The sequence below is a fragment of the Gracilibacillus timonensis genome, assembly GCF_900086715.1.
In the GTDB taxonomy this organism is placed as follows: domain Bacteria; phylum Bacillota; class Bacilli; order Bacillales; family Amphibacillaceae; genus Gracilibacillus; species Gracilibacillus timonensis.
On record NZ_FLKH01000012.1, the window covers coordinates 1995847 to 2012081 of the forward strand.

Here is a 16235-nt window from a genome sequence, read left to right on the forward strand (position 1 = left end):
ATGAATTATTGTGAAACTAAGTTCAGGTGAAAAAATCTTTAATATTACCAATATTATTTTTCTTGGATTGGTAGCTTTAGTTACCATGTTCCCACTCTATTATGTTTTTGTTGTTTCCTTTACAGAACCAGCAGAATTCGTTCGAAAAACAATTATATTATGGCCAGAAGATTGGTCGATCGATGCTTATAGATACTTATTATCTGCTCCTACATTTATACAAGCAATCGGTGTTAGTACTTTTTTAGCGGTAGTCGGTACTGTATGTAGTTTAGTTATTACGTCATCATTTGCATATGCATTGTCACGGAGAAATTTTATGGGTAGAAGAATTATATTAATGCTCGTACTATTTACGATTTTATTTACTCCTGGGATTATTCCGAATTATTTACTGGTTAAAGAATTGGGTTTGCTTAATAGTCTATGGGCTGTCATCCTTGTTTCGCTAACTAGTGGTTGGTTTGTCATACTAATGAAAGGATTTTATGATAGTATACCTACTTCATTAGTAGAGGCGGCATTAATTGACGGGTGCAATGAGATCACGGCATGGATAAAGATAATTTTACCACTATCCCTACCATCAATTGCAGCCTTTGGATTGTTTTTTGCAGTACAGTATTGGAATCAATTCTTTAATGCATTACTTTATTTAAATGATCCAAGTAAATGGCCAATACAAGTTTTACTTCAGAACATGTTAATTGATTCATCAGGAAGTAGCCTAGGTGGAGCCGACCCAACAATTGCACCGCCACCCAGTCAACAGTTAAAAATGGCTGCAGTAATTATAGCGATTGTACCAATTCTGTGTGTTTATCCATTCTTACAAAAACACTTTGCTAAGGGTGTGATGATAGGATCAATCAAAGAGTAATATATGTGTAAAATGCTTTTAATTATTAGTTTTACTTCACTTAGGGAGGAAAAAAGATGAGAAATATATCATTTTTTATATTGTTAATTTTTTCTATGTTATTGGTGTCATGTAGTGATGATATTAGCAAAAATGAAACGCTTGAAAATGATCTAAATGATAGCGATGATGGTGAGGTCAATGGTCAACCAATAGAAATATCAATTATGACTCACTTCTTTGGCTCAACCCCACCGTCTTCAGATAATCAAGTTGAAAAAGCAGTTGAGGAAGAAACAAATACCAAACTAGACATACAATGGGCCTCTGCCCAAAATTATGTGGACAAATTTAATGTTGCAATTGCTTCAGGAGAACTTGCAGATTTAGTATTAGTACCAGATGTAGATATATTATCTAATCCTGTTTTTGTTCAAGCAGCTCAGCAGGAAGCATTTTGGGATATAACGCCTTATATTGAAGATTATCCTAATCTTCAAAAGTATATACCAGAATCAGCGTGGGAGTTAACCCAAATTAATGGTGCAAATTTTGCAATGCCCAGACCTCGTCCATCTGAAAGTGATTGGTTTTTTATTTTTCGAAAAGATTGGTTGGAAAATGTAGGTTTAGAGGTGCCAACAACAGTGGATGAACTTTATGAAGTAATGAGGGCCTTTACAGAAGAAGACCCAGATCAAAATGGAAAAGATGATACAACAGGATTTACTAGTCCTATTAATGATCAAGACATGGGTGACTTTGGATTAATTGAAGATGTATTTACTGGAGTGAATGGTGAGTGGGCAAAGAAAGATGGAAAGCTTGTTTATAAAGATTTACTGCCAGAAATTAGAGATGCACTTGAATTTATAACGGATGCCTATAAGGAAGGACTAATTCCAGAAGATTTTGCTTCTATAACTTCAGAGAAATCCAGAGAAATTTTCATGGCCAGTAAGGCAGGAGTTAAGAGTGATAATACAGGAGGGTTTAAATTACTTTATGATGAAATTTCAAAAAGTAATTCCGATTTTGAAATGACAGATTTGACCCCAGCTATTAATATTGATGGTTATAATCCAAAAGCTACTGGATTCAATGGAGGACTTGTTATTCCCAAAACTGTTCCTGAAGATAAGATGAAAGAAATATTAACAGTGATTGATAAGTGGATGGAAGATGATATATTTAGTTTACATCAAGGTATCGAAGGAATTCATTATACAATTGGCGAAGACGGTGAAAAGGTTGTAGACAGTGATCAGGTTGAAAAAGATGGTATTAGTAATTATAACCAAATAGTGTACGTTGCGGATCCTTATGGGAATGCCTACAAACCTGAGTTCCCAGAGGAGTTAAAGGTGAAATACTCAGAAATTCAAGATGAGAGAGAAAAAACCAGCGTGGCTCCTGTAGCCGTAGGACTGACTTCAGAATCTTCCAATACTTATTTACCTGAACTCAAGAAAGATATTACTGATTTAAAAGTGAAAATTATACTTGGGCATGAAACTATTACTGCTTGGGACAACTTTATTGAAGATTTGAAAAATGATAATACGATGCAACAAGTTACTAAAGAGATTAACGAAGTATATGAGTCAAGACAGTAGAAATACATTGATTAAATGAATATTATCACAATTACTTGTGAACTTATTGATCACTTAAAGAGATAAATTATTTTGTCTAGACTGAAAAAATGGCTTTAATTATCTGAATATTGGAACGTAAGGATATTCTCTTTGTTTTTGGAAAGAGAGATTAGCAGATAGTAATACTATGGTTGCACTCATTCCTCTTATTTATTCATTACTACAAGAAGGGAGGTGATGGTTGGATCTATCAAATATATTGAAAATTGAACGATGAAAAATAATATTAGGGGGTTGAAAGAAAATGAAAAAATTTTTATTTGTATTGTTATTTGTAATATTATTATCGGCTTGTGATGAAACGAATTCAGGGACTTCCTCTGAAAAAGATACAGATTCAACGGAAATTAGTATTATGACTCAATTTTACAGTGCGACACCACCTAGTGATGATAATGCTCTCGAACAGGCCATAGAGGAAAAGACAAACACTAAATTAAATATTCAATGGAATTCTTCAAATAATTATCAAGATAAATTCAATGTTGCAATGGTGTCAGAAGAACTCACAGATTTGGTGCTGATACCTAATGAAGATCCATTTACAAATCCTGTATTTATGGATGCTGCTGAACAAGGGGCATTTTGGGATGTTTCATCATATATAGATGATTATCCCAACTTAAAAAATAAAATCCCTGAGGTAGCATGGGAACTTAGTAGTCTAAATGGCGCGAATTACTTCGTACCTAGACCACGTCCATCTGAAGGCTCATACTTCTTTACTTTAAGGAAAGATTGGCTTAAAAATGTTGGTTTGGAAATGCCTACAACGGATGAAGAACTGTATGAAGTTTTGAAAGCGTTTAGCGAGCAGGATCCGGATCAGAACGGTAAGGATGATACAACAGGGTTTACGGGAGCGATTTGGGATGATTCTATGGGTGATTTTGAAAATTTTGAATTTATGTTTACAGGAGTAATAGGGGAATGGAAGGAAGAAAATGGAGAGTTGATTTATTCTGCTTTTCTTCCAGGAATGAGAGAAGGAATTGAGTATATGAAGAAAGCGTATGAAGAAGGTTTAATTGCAGAAGATTTTGCATCACTCACAAATACTCAAAAAGAAGATATGTTTTCTGGTGGAGATGCAGGAGTTATGATTCAAACTGCCTCATCTGCTAAATATTTCTACGATATAATATCTGAAAATGATTCAAATTATGAGTTAACTGATTTTCAACCTGTTATGAACATTAATGGTTATAATCCAAAAGGAACAGGATATAATGGTGGAAATGCCATTCCGAAAACAGTCCCAGAAGAAAAAATGAAAGAAATCTTAGGTATGCTTGATACATGGATGGAAGATGATATATTTAAATTACATCATACCGGTATTGAAGGGGTACATCATACTTTAAATGGAGATGGTGAACTTGAGATAGATCAAGAAAAAGTTGAAGAAGATGGGTTAGGTAACTTTAGCCAAATTGTTTTTGTAGCGGATCCTTATGGAAATGGATACAAGAGCGATTTCCCTGAAGATGCAAAAGAAGTATATAAAGAGATAATTGATGAGAAATCCAAAACTGGTGTGGGTCCAGTAGCTGCCGGCTTAGTTACTGAATCAAGCGAGAAATATTTACCAGAAATACGTAAAAATATGACTGATATAAAAATAAAAATTATTCTTGGTCATGAACCGATTACAGCATGGGATGATTTTGTTGAACAATTAAAAAAGGATCAAGGGATGCAACAAGTTACACAAGAGATAAACGATTTGTATCAAAGTAGAAAATAAATATAGAAGCAATTTAACTCTAACACCCTCTAAGGATTTTAGAGGGTGTTATTACTAAACATATACACATGAGGTGAAAAAATTATGTTAAGAAAAGAGTTAACAATGGATTTTGATTGGTCTTTTTGTAAGGGAGATCCACAAGACGCGTATAAAATTGAATTTGATGATTCAAATTGGCAAACATTAAATGTCCCACATGATTGGAGTATATCAGGCCCATTTGATGAATTAAATCCAAGTGGCGCGAGTGGTGGATTCTTACCTGGTGGAATAGGTTGGTATAGAAAAAAATTTTATTTGCCTGAAAAGGCTGAAGATAAAAAAGTATTTATTCATTTCGACGGTGTTTATCACAACAGCGAAGTATGGTGTAATGGTCACTATATTGATAAACGTCCATATGGTTTTGTAGGTTTTTGTTATGATTTAACACCATATATTAATGTGGAAAAAGAGAATGTAATTGCAGTAAGAGTAAATAACTCAGATCAACCAAACTGTCGATGGTATACTGGATCAGGAATTTATCGACATGTTTGGCTTACTATTAGTGATCCCTTACATATTAAAACTTGGGGTACTGCAATTACGACTCCGGTTATTTCAGAAAAAAAAGCTACTGTTGAGTTAGAAACAACTGTGACTAATGATTATCATTCTGCTAAGTCTTTCACATTGGAAACTCATATATATGATAAAAGCTACCAGCTGATTACAAGTGAATCAAAAGACGTCGTTTTAAATTCAGGAGAAACAAATACTACTAAACAATCATTTGTAATCACAAATCCTCGTCTATGGTCACCGAATTCTCCTTCTCTCTATTATGCAGTGAGTCGTTTGATTGTGAAGGAATCAGTAGTTGATGAATATATTACCTCGTTCGGAATTAGAGAAGTGTTGTTTTCAAGCGAAAACGGAATGACTATAAATGGAGAAAAAGTAAAATTAAAAGGAATAAATCTTCACCATGATGCGGGCAGTGTAGGTGTTGCAGTGCCAGAACGATTGTTAGAAAGTAGACTTCAAACCCTTAAGGAAATCGGGTGTAATGCAATAAGATGTAGTCATAACCCTCCGACCAGGGAGTTACTTGATTTATGTGATCAAATGGGCTTCTTTGTAATTGATGAGATCTTTGATAAATGGTGGTCTCGCAGTTATGGAAAAATATTTGAAAATTGGTGGAAAACAGATCTAGATGCTATGATATTACGGGATCGAAATCATCCCTCCATAATTATGTGGAGTGTTGGGAACGAAGTAGAAGATCAAGGATCACAGAAAACAGTTGATACCTTAAAAATGTTAGTAAATTATGTACATGAGAAAGAACCGTCAAGACCAGTTACTTGTGCTATTAGGCCACCTGGAGAAGTGGATGATATTAAAGTATTTGAAGAGAAAATTGATGTGATTATGAGTATGGTAGAGCACATGGATATTGCAAGTTTAAATTACCAAGAGCAATGGTATGCCGAATTGAAAAAAAGAAAACCCGACATTATTATTTTGGGAAGCGAAACCTACCCTTTCTTTCGAGGAAACAAACATTTCTATAAAGCCTTCGAACCAATTAATCCATGGTTCGATGTAGCTGAAAACGATTATGTAATTGGTCAATTCTTATGGACCGGTTTTGATTACGTCGGGGAGGCTGTGAAATGGCCAAATAAAGGGTGGGCAGCATCAATCATTAATACATGTGGAAATAGAAAGCCTTTATCTTATTTTCAACAGAGCGTATGGAGGGAGGAGCCAATGGTTCATATTGCTGCTTTTGATGATAGTATCAAACAGCCATTAGAAAAATTGCATTGGAATGCACCAAAAATGGCATCACATTGGACATTCCCTCATTTTACGGACCAGATGATTAAAATAGTTACCTTTACAAATTGTGAAAAGGTCGAATTGTATTTAAACAATGAGTTATTGGGTGATAAGTATCTAAATGATTTTCCGGATCGTATGATGACGTGGTACCTACCGTATAAAGCAGGAACTATTAAGGCTATCGGTTATGTTGATAATGAGAAGGTAAGCATTCATGAAATGGAAACATCTAGAACACCTAAACAAATTAAACTAACTCCTGATAGGACAACAATTGTAGCTGATGCTCGTGACGTTTCCTTAGTAGAAGTAAGCGTAACGGACGAGCAGGGAATATGTTATCCGTATGCAGAAGATGATATAACGTTTGAATTAAAAGGTGAAGGAAAGATTATTGGTCTGGATAATGGTAATTTAGACAGTAATCAATCTTTCAAAGAAAAAAAACGCTCTGCATTTAATGGAAAATGTTTAGTGATTATTCAAGCAAATCATAATGAGGGTGTAATAGAACTTAACGCAAGTGCACAGAGCCTGAAAAATGCTCAAACAATCATTAACTCTGTTAGAAGAAAATTATGATTTGTTGAAAGAAGACTCACAGCAGATCCTAAGTTCAATTTTTGACTTAGGCGAGTAATGATGGAGCTGCGCCAAAGATACCTGAACTCATCCGTTTTTTAGACATACGACTCCCTTGGTCGGACGAAGTGGTTTTAAAAAGGGAGGAAGCTAACGTGGATAGAGGCTCACTCTATTTGTAATCGCTGAATGTGCTGTAACACATCCCAGAAAAAGCTGGGATGTACAAAGCTGGAAACTAATTTAAAATAAAGGGAGGAAAAGAATTATGTCAAAATTAGATTTTGATTGGTTAACGCCAAGAAAAGCAAAGAGAACCCCAGTAAGCTTTGGTTCGCCGTGGGCGCAAGGTGCTTTGTTGCCTGAAGAATCGGTGTCGTTGATAGATCAGACGGGAAATATTGAGCCTATACAGACCAAAGTTAATGCATATTGGCCGGATGGTTCTGTTAAATGGCTATTGCATAGTGGCGTACTCGACACTAGAAAATCTTATAAAATTAATAAAGGTCAAGGAATAAAAATTAATAGTGTCATTACTGCATTTCAAACTGTGGATGGTGCTGTAACTGTAGATAGTGAACTACTTTCTTGTACTATTCAGAAGGGGGAGGTTTTAATCTCTTCTTTATTGCGTAAACACACCAATCAAAAGTCTGTATCGGCAAAATTAACAGCATTTATTGAAAACAGAGAAGAGCAGCACGGTTTAGAAAATATTATGATAGAAAAGCTAATAGGTTATACGGAGAAAATTACTTTAGAAGAAAAAGGGCCAATAAGATCAGTTGTAAAAATTGAAGGTAAACACGAATACGTGAATCACAAAAATCAAATTTTTCCATTTGTAGTTAGGCTATATTTTTACGCTGACAGTGACGAGATTAAAATGGTACACAGTTTTGTTTATGACGCGGATTGCGAAAATGATTTCTTGAAAGGGCTTGCGGTGGAGTTTGATTTACAAGCAAGTGGGGAGATGTGGAACCGTCATGTAGGCTTTAGTGGTGATACTGGTATGTTCTATGAAGCTGTGCAACCTATGTATATGGAAAAGAAAACTCATCCTGCATATGAAAGGCAACAGGTGCATGGTCAATTTGTAGAAATTGATCCGGTGTCTGAAGGGAGTTTTCTAGAGAATGTAAGGGATAATGCTTCTTGGGGGAATTTCCGTCTCCATCAGGGTTCCTGCGATCATTACAGTATTGAAAAAAAGACAAGATCTGGGTGTGCTTTTATCCCTGCAGCACAAGGAAACCGGTCTAGAGGCGCTGTTTTCTTTGGCGACGAAAGTGTGATTCTCTCAACTGCAGTTAAAGACTTCTGGCAAAAGTGTCCGAGGGCACTTGAAATAACGGATGCTACTGAAGATAATCCAACAATGACAGTCTGGCTTTGGAGCAAGTATGCCGAATCTTTTGATTTTAGGTCGTATGATACGAACAAACATGAGTTTTCATACGGTGGTATAAACAATCATCCAGAAGGTATTGCTAATACCAATGAGATATTTATAAAAATGTTTGATGAGATGCCAGGGAAGAATGAAATCATAGATTTTGCTGACGATGTACAGACGGATTCGTTACTTATAGCTGACTTATCTGCCTATGAAGACACTAAGGTATTCGGTACGTATTGGTGTGAGCCTAAAGAAGAACAGTACAAGAATCCTGCGCATGAAAAAGCATTTATCGGATTCCTGGAATTTTATATGAGAGAAGTGGAGCAACGCAAATGGTATGGTTTTTGGGATTATGGTGATGTTATGCATACGTACGACCCAGTGCGTCACTGTTGGCGGTATGATGTAGGTGGATTTGCATGGCAGAACACAGAGCTTTGTAACACTTATGTCAACTGGCTTGCATTTCTTCGCACGGGTGACTATAACATATATCGTTTTGCACGTGCGATGTCTCGACATACGAGTGAGGTGGACATATACCATCTCGGAAAATATGCTATGCTCGGCAGTCGGCACAATGTACGCCATTGGGGTTGTGATTCCAAGGAACCACGTATTTCAATGGCTGGTCACCATAGATTTTATTATTATTTGACTGGTGATGATAGAATTGGGGATATTATGGATTTTGTTAAAGATGCAGATTTTGCATGGAAGAATCTTTTGATTGATAAGGATGGTGGTACAGCTCGAACAGGTCCGGACTGGTCTTCTTTTGTATCCAATTGGATGACCCGTTGGGAACGGTTTAGAGATGTGAAGTACCTTGATAAGATCATGTCAGGTTTAAATAGCATCAAACAGGCTCCCAATCGTCTTTCTTCTGGTTCGAAATTTGATTATGATTCACACACAGGATATATGCACTATATAGGTGAGGGAAATTACCAATATCATATGGTGATCTGTTTTGGCGGTCCAGAGGTGTGGTTTGAGCTGGCTGATTTATTGGAAGATGAAGAATTTAAGGATATGTTAGCACAGTTTGGTGATTATTATGCTATGACACCTGAGGAAAGGAAAGAAAATTCAAATGGATTATTTAATGAAAGTAACGATATTGCATGGGGAGGCGTGAGATTTGCTATACGTATGTTGGCGTTTGCAGGATACTGGTATCAGAATCCTTCTCGTATGCAACAATCAATAGATATGTTAAATGACAAGCCAGCATTCAATTCCAATACGCCAGGCAAGATAGACAAAGAGGGAAACGTAGTATATACAGATGTAGAAAATCAAGAATATATCCGTAAAATTCAAGAGGTTGAGTTCGTAAATACTAATGGTATATCACAGTGGAGTCTAAATTATATTGAAACGGTAAAGTTGTATGAGCTGTCAGGTTTTAATAACATATATTCAAGAGAATAATATGCTGGCTTGATTTGCGATCGTATATTAACAATAGCTCATTGCAAATGAATTATTTATCATGGAAAAGGTGAACGAGGGTTATTTCGTAATCAAAACGACTATGATACAATTTAAATAATGCGCTTCCATGTTATCAGAGGTGATTTGATTGAAAGAAAATATGGTAAAGAAACTATTAGGCTATTCAAGAATTAATGGTAACTATCGGAAGAATCTAATTGTTTTTTTGTTACTAGCTAGTATACCAGGGATTATATTTAGCATGTTGATCTTTTTCATTAGTAAATCTCAAATGGAAAATGAACTAGAAACAGTTCATCAAAATATCTTATCTAATAGAATTGAATCTATAAAAGACCAGTTTACAGATTTAGAACTATTAGTGGCAAACTGGGCATATCAAGCCAATTTACAAGATTATAATGATTTAGATATGGTGAATGATTATCAAAGCGTAAATGATATTTTAGATAGACTCATGTTGATGGAAGGATATAATCCACTTATTGGTCGGGTAGAACTATATTTAAATAGACCCGAACCAATGATTTATACGAGAAACGGTTATTGGTTCTTAGAGGAAGCGCAAGTTGGGGTTTACAATCAACTTTTAAAAAATAATAAAAAGATGTTTTGGAATGATACCCTAGCTAGTTATGAAGGTGGTTACGAAGATAAATACGCCCCATTAGTTGTGGTTCATAACTTGGATAATATTACACGCAACCCATTTGGATCTTTAATCGTTTTTTTAGAAAATGAAAAATTTGACAGTATATTGCAATCTCCTTATGAGGATGGATCTGTATTCTTACTGCAAGGCAGCGACCAGTACTTTTTTGGGAAAAAAAATCAAACCAATCCTGATCCAGTTCAAAGAACTGTTATGGAAGAAATAAACGAAAGAGATGATAATTCAAAACCATTCGTACTTGATTATAATAATATCAAATATACAGTTACTTATGATTATTTTTCACGTTTAGATCAAAGGTGGTACTACGTTTCAATTGCCCCGATGACTAATATTACTGCTCCAGTTGTTTTTATTTCAAAATTATTCATTTATTTGTTTTTAATCGTATTTATTCTTGCAATTTTTCTTTCTATTGTTTTTTCAAGAAAATTATATGATCCTATCGAAAATATAACAAGTAAAATAGGTAGAAATAATATTCACTACAAAAATGAATTTGAACTGATTGAAACTCAGTTAAATCAGCTATCAACAAAAAGTGAAGACTTACAAAATCGTTTAAGAAAACAACTCCCTCATTTACGCGCAGGATTTCTACTGCAACTAGTGCAAGGTCATTTATATGCTTACCGTGAAAAAGACTTACTAGAAAGAATGAAACAATTTGGTTGGAATGGCAATAATAAAAAATACATGATCCTATTTATACAAATGACCGGATTCACAAAATTGAAGCATAGGTTTTCCGAAGGAGATGAAGGATTAGTAACTTTTCTGGCAGTGAACATTGCTGAGGAGTTAATGCATTCTTTTAATTTGGATGGAGATGTTATTAATTTTCATAACTTATCTTTAGGGATATTATTTTCTTTTTCAGAAGAAGAAAATACTGATGAAATAGATGAATTAGTTTTTCATTTTAGTGAAAAATTAATTAAAGATATCAATAATATTTGTAAGTTGGATACCTACGTTGGAATAAGTAAAATGTTAGACTCATTAAATCAGGTCCACAGTTATTTTGAGGACACAAGAGCCGCTTTAAACTTTCGAAATTTACAAGAACGAAATCAAATAATTGAGGTAAAGAGAATGGATGCTATATTAGAATATAATCAAAATTTCGAGTACCCATTTGACATTGAAAAGGAAATTGTTAATGCTATTCGTTTGGGGAAAAAAGAGGAAGCAATAAGCCTTGTAAGCCAATTTTTACTTCAGTTATCTCAGAATAACGTTAGCGAAGCTATGATGAAACAAGGTGCATTAAAGTTACTAGGTAGTGTTTATCATATTGTATTACAATCTGGGTTAATTGAGGATTTTGTTGAAAAAAGCGGAAGTCTGTACGAATCATTGTATAAGCTAAAAGATACAGATGAAATCAGTCAATGGTTTCAAGATAAAGTAGTTATTCCGATTATTGATGAATTATCTCAAAAGCAAAATCAGCGTCTTCGTATAATTGTAGATAAAGTAACAGATATTCTTGATCATTATTATATGAATGATGAAATATCGTTAGAATACTGTGCAGACCAAGTGAACATACACCATTCTATATTGAGTAAAGTGTTCAGAGAGTTTACTGGTTGGAACTTTATTGACTATTTGACGAATATCAGGGTTACGAAAGCGAAAGAGTTGTTATTGGAGACAGATACAAAAATTAAAGATATTGCTGAATCAATAGGGTATAAGCATACCTACTTCAATCGGATTTTCAAGAAGTATGAGGGGATCACTCCAAGCCAATTTAGAGAGATTAATAGAAAAATTTAGTTGGGAGCATGGTCTAGTCTGAGAAGTGAAGACAAGTACCATGCTTTTTTACCTTGTTTCCAAGCGATATTCGACATAATTCAATAAAAAAGTATTATAATATCAAAATTCTACAAATTATACTTTATGATTACATCAAAAAAGTTCAATTGCAGTAAACAATAATTACGGATTAAGATAAAAATAGGATTAACATCCTACAATATGAAATTACCCAGAGGTGAACTAATGCTAAATGGCAACTTTTGTTTTAAACATATAATATACAGATGGCTGGACAGTTTTTTTATCGCATACACCATATGTATATAATTAAGACGATTTGAACTTGGGTGTGATGTTGTAACAGAAAAACACTGGTAAAGAAATACGTGTAGCATTTCATTACAGCTATGCACCCCATAATACAAAAAACAGGAAACAAATTAAGAATGATGTAATTGGTAAAGTTTAATTCTGTGAATTATAAAGTGTCACTAGACACGCAATGTCGATCAAATTATATCCAAAGGTGACATCGGTATAAGTGAAATAATGGAAAATCACTTGGGTTATATTTATAGAAAGGGGATAGAATATTGAATATATTACACAACCAGTTTCTTGACCCACCAGAGGAATTTACCCCTATTCCTTTCTGGTTTTGGAACGATCATCTAACGAAAAAAGAAATTATTGGACAAATTAACGATTTTCATAATAAAGGGGTAACAGGATTTGTTATCCATCCAAGAATCGGTATTCCAAAAGAAATTGAATATTTATCAGTTAACTATATGAAAATGGTTTTAACAGCGGTAGAAGAAGCTAATCGATTGGAAATGTCTGTTGTCTTGTACGATGAAGCAATGTATCCATCTGGTTCAGCCAAAGGATTGGTGGTGAAAAATAATCCTGAATATGCTAGTAGAGGATTAAAAATGTTTGAGTACCCTTATAAAGAGAGCACTGATTTAGATATTGAATTAAATAGTGAAGAATCAGTTGTTTCAGTTCAAGCTGTTAAAAAACTTTCAGCTAATACAATAGATCTCTCGACATCTCAAGTATTAAAAATGGAAGATGGAAGGGTTTCTTTTACTCCACCTGATGATGGTAATTGGTCTATTTTGGTATTTTTTGAAACTCTCTCTGGTGGCCATATACGTGGTATCCATTTTGATGAAGATGATGGTGAAAAAAATGCCCCACCTTCTGCTGACTTACTAAATCCAAAGGCAGTTGCTAAGTTTATTGAAATTACACACAAAACATACTATGAATGGTTGAAAAACTACTTTGGGAATACTGTATTTGCAATGTTTACTGATGAACCAGATATTTTAGGAAGAGGATCTGACTTGGAGTTAAAGCCTTGGTCTGGAAATTTACTTTCATATTATAAACAACAAGGAAATGAGGAAGTCCATTTAGCATGCTTATGGTTTGATGCAGGAGAGATAACAAGTACAATTAGACGAGCCTATCAAAAAACTATAAATAAACGTCTATCAGAATCTTATTACAAACAAATCAGTGACTGGTGTGAGAAGCATGGTATTGCGTTAACGGGTCATCCTGCGCGAAGTGGCGACATAGGACTACTTGACTATTTTCAAATACCAGGTCAAGATGTTGTGTGGCGTTGGATTGCACCTGAGGATGGAAAATCATTACAAGGGGAACATTCTACAGCTGGGAAATGTTCAGCAGATGCTGCACGACATAGAGGGAGGAGAAGGAATCTAAACGAGTTTTTGGGAGTTTGTAGTAAAGAAAGCCCTTGGGCGCTTAGCCCAGGTGATATGAAATGGTATATTGATTGGTTGTTAGTTCGGGGTGTGAACCTTCTCTGTCCACATGCCTTTTATTATTCTATTAGAGGTGAAAAAAGAAGCCATGAACGTCCACCAGATGTTGGTCCAAATAATTTATGGTGGCCATACTACAGTCTATTTGCCCAATACATGAAACGTCTTAGCTGGTTAATGACAGATAGTACTAATCAAGCAACTATAGCTATTCTGTGTGAAGAAGACTTTTTGCCATGGGAAGTTGCAAAAATACTATATGAAAATCAAGTTGAGTTTAATTACTTAGAAGAAGAGTTATTTTTATCATCAGCTTATATAGATGATGGAAATATAAAAATTGAAAGACAATCATACGAAACTATAATTATCGAACGAGGTGGGTTACAACTAGATTCAGTTACAATAGGCAAACTGGAGGAATTTATTCAAAATGGAGGAGAAGTGATTTTTCTCTCGGATGAATATGAGTTGAATACGATCAATGGAGCTAAACAGATCGAGAATGTTGGTGATGTTCTTAAGATACTTTCTACAGACCATCTAGAGGAAGTAGTTATTTCTCCTTCTAGCAACGACATAAGAGTTAGTAAAATAAAAAAGCAAGACAAATTATTTTATTTTTTCGTTAATGAAGGTGAAGAGAACTATAAAGGCTCTTTGCTACTGAAGGAGCAGGGAAGTGTCGAAAAGTGGGATGCATGGAATGGTACAATTAAAAAAATTTCTCTTAAATGTCAAGATAATCATATAGTGGTACCTTTAACAATCGAACGAAGATCATCCATTGTGTTAGCTATTGATACGGAGATACAACCAGTAATGAAAGAAGTATTAAAAACTAGCTATAAATCAGAGAAAATAGATATCCAACGAAATTGGCTCATTGATGGCCGACCTAATTATCAACTAGAGTCATGGATTCGGTGGGATGGCATGGAATCCTTTTCGGGAACTGTAGTTTATGAAAGTCAGTTTTGTGTAAGAAAGTTAGCTTCCATTTCAAAAGTATACTTGGATTTGGGTGAAGTATATGAAATTGTAAGGGTTACAATAAATGGGTGTGAAATTGGAGTGAAAATGTGGGCACCATATCGTTTTAAGGTTAATCCATCTTATCTAAAGAGTGGAGTTAATAAAATTACTTTTGATGTTACTAACAATAGAGCAAACGAAATGGATGATGCACGGTTAATATCTGGTTTGCTTGGTCCAGTTACATTAAATATATACCGTAAACAATAGAATAAATGATTGCAATTTATAAAAGTGTTTCCTTAATATTAATAAATTTAAACAATAATATATAGGTGGATGAAAGAATGCAATTTAAACATGAAATTAAATTTGATAAGCATATGGACTATAGTTCTGAACGAGGATATGGATTTGTTAGATCACGAGAATTATCAATTAATGAGGAACTAAGAGATTCTTGGCCAGGAGACTATTTTATACCTTCTGTTCCAACATTCATGATGGATGTACCGAATGGAAATTATAAAGTTATTTTAACTTTAGGATCCGAATCAAAGCCAACTGTAACAACTGTCAAAGAAGGACTTGGTAGATTAAAACTTCACGAAGTAAAAACTTTAACAGGTAATACGATAACTAAAACTTTTGCAGTAAATGTTGAAGATGGACAATTAAAACTCGCTTTTGCGGGAAAAAATCCTGTTGTCCAGCGTATCGAGATCGAGAGAGTTACAAGTATTTCTACTATGTTCTTGGTAGGAGACTCCACGGTAACTGACCAAGCATCTGGAAAATATCCTTATACCGGATGGGGCCAAATGATTGGATACTTCTTAGATGAAAGGATTGCAGTTTCTAACCACGCACGATCAGGAAAAAGTAGCAAAAGCTTTATTGAAGAAGGTCGTTTAACTCGAATTGAAAAAAAAATACGCAAAGGAGATTACCTTTTTATACAATTTGCGCACAATGATCAGAAAGAAGACGAGCGTTATACAGATCCCTTTACTACTTATCAGAATTATTTGTCGAAATACATTGCGATAGCGCGAGCGAAAAAAGCCATTCCGGTTGTAGTAACCCCCATGCATAGACGAAACTTCAACGAAGATGGAAGTATTAACAATACTCACGGAAAATATATCGAAGCTGTAAAACAACTTGCGAAAGAAGAAGAGGTTTTTATTGTCGATCTTGCTTATCAAAGTAAAAAATATTTTGAAGAAATCGGAAAAAATCTTACAAAAAATATATTTATGTGGGCTGCTCCTGGAAAATACAAGAACTTTCCTAAGGGAATTCAGGACAATACACATTTTTCTGAATTTGGTGCCTTTAAAATTGCAAATTTAGTAGTAAAGGGTATAAAAGAATCAGGTATTACATTACCAATTAGGAGATGTTGAGATAGGGGAAGTATTGAAATTATAAAAGTTATCCTATAGTGTACGAAAG

General features: G+C 34.6%; 8 protein-coding genes. All 8 read left to right on the forward strand.

Translation table 11 applies throughout. The features are described from left to right. Window positions 1-10 precede the first annotated feature (10 nt). Window positions 11-880 (forward strand): carbohydrate ABC transporter permease, encoded by an 870-nt coding sequence (locus BN6556_RS20535; protein WP_066195786.1) that lies wholly within the window; start codon window positions 11-13, stop codon window positions 878-880. Window positions 881-936: 56 nt separating this feature from the next. Beyond that, window positions 937-2475, forward strand: a complete 1539-nt coding sequence (locus BN6556_RS20540; RefSeq protein WP_066195789.1) for an extracellular solute-binding protein — start codon at window positions 937-939, stop codon at window positions 2473-2475. Window positions 2476-2761: 286 nt separating this feature from the next. Continuing rightward, entirely contained in the window at window positions 2762-4264 is a 1503-nt protein-coding gene (locus BN6556_RS20545; RefSeq protein ID WP_066195791.1) for an extracellular solute-binding protein, read from the forward strand. Window positions 4265-4348: 84 nt separating this feature from the next. Further along, on the forward strand, window positions 4349-6685 hold the full coding sequence (locus BN6556_RS20550) for a glycoside hydrolase family 2 TIM barrel-domain containing protein (protein WP_066195795.1): 2337 nt from the start codon (window positions 4349-4351) through the stop codon (window positions 6683-6685). Between the two features lie 268 nt (window positions 6686-6953). After that, on the forward strand, window positions 6954-9530 hold the full coding sequence (locus BN6556_RS20555; protein WP_078060198.1) for an exo-rhamnogalacturonan lyase family protein: 2577 nt from the start codon (window positions 6954-6956) through the stop codon (window positions 9528-9530). A 151-nt stretch (window positions 9531-9681) separates the two neighbouring features. Next, window positions 9682-12012, forward strand: a complete 2331-nt coding sequence (locus tag BN6556_RS20560) for a helix-turn-helix transcriptional regulator (RefSeq protein WP_066195800.1) — start codon at window positions 9682-9684, stop codon at window positions 12010-12012. Window positions 12013-12590: 578 nt separating this feature from the next. Beyond that, complete coding sequence (locus tag BN6556_RS20565; protein WP_316245343.1) at window positions 12591-15047, forward strand: glycosyl hydrolase; 2457 nt, start codon at window positions 12591-12593, stop codon at window positions 15045-15047. A 77-nt stretch (window positions 15048-15124) separates the two neighbouring features. Next, complete coding sequence (locus tag BN6556_RS20570) at window positions 15125-16186, forward strand: rhamnogalacturonan acetylesterase (RefSeq protein ID WP_066195807.1); 1062 nt, start codon at window positions 15125-15127, stop codon at window positions 16184-16186. The last annotated feature ends 49 nt before the right edge of the window (window positions 16187-16235 follow it).

Coding starts and splice junctions, on each gene's coding strand:
- BN6556_RS20570 (WP_066195807.1), top strand. CDS start 15,125: ATGCAATTTAAACATGAAATTAAATTTGATAAGCATATGGACTATAGT.
- BN6556_RS20540 (WP_066195789.1), top strand. CDS start 937: ATGAGAAATATATCATTTTTTATATTGTTAATTTTTTCTATGTTATTG.
- BN6556_RS20545 (WP_066195791.1), top strand. CDS start 2,762: ATGAAAAAATTTTTATTTGTATTGTTATTTGTAATATTATTATCGGCT.
- BN6556_RS20550 (WP_066195795.1), top strand. CDS start 4,349: ATGTTAAGAAAAGAGTTAACAATGGATTTTGATTGGTCTTTTTGTAAG.
- BN6556_RS20555 (WP_078060198.1), top strand. CDS start 6,954: ATGTCAAAATTAGATTTTGATTGGTTAACGCCAAGAAAAGCAAAGAGA.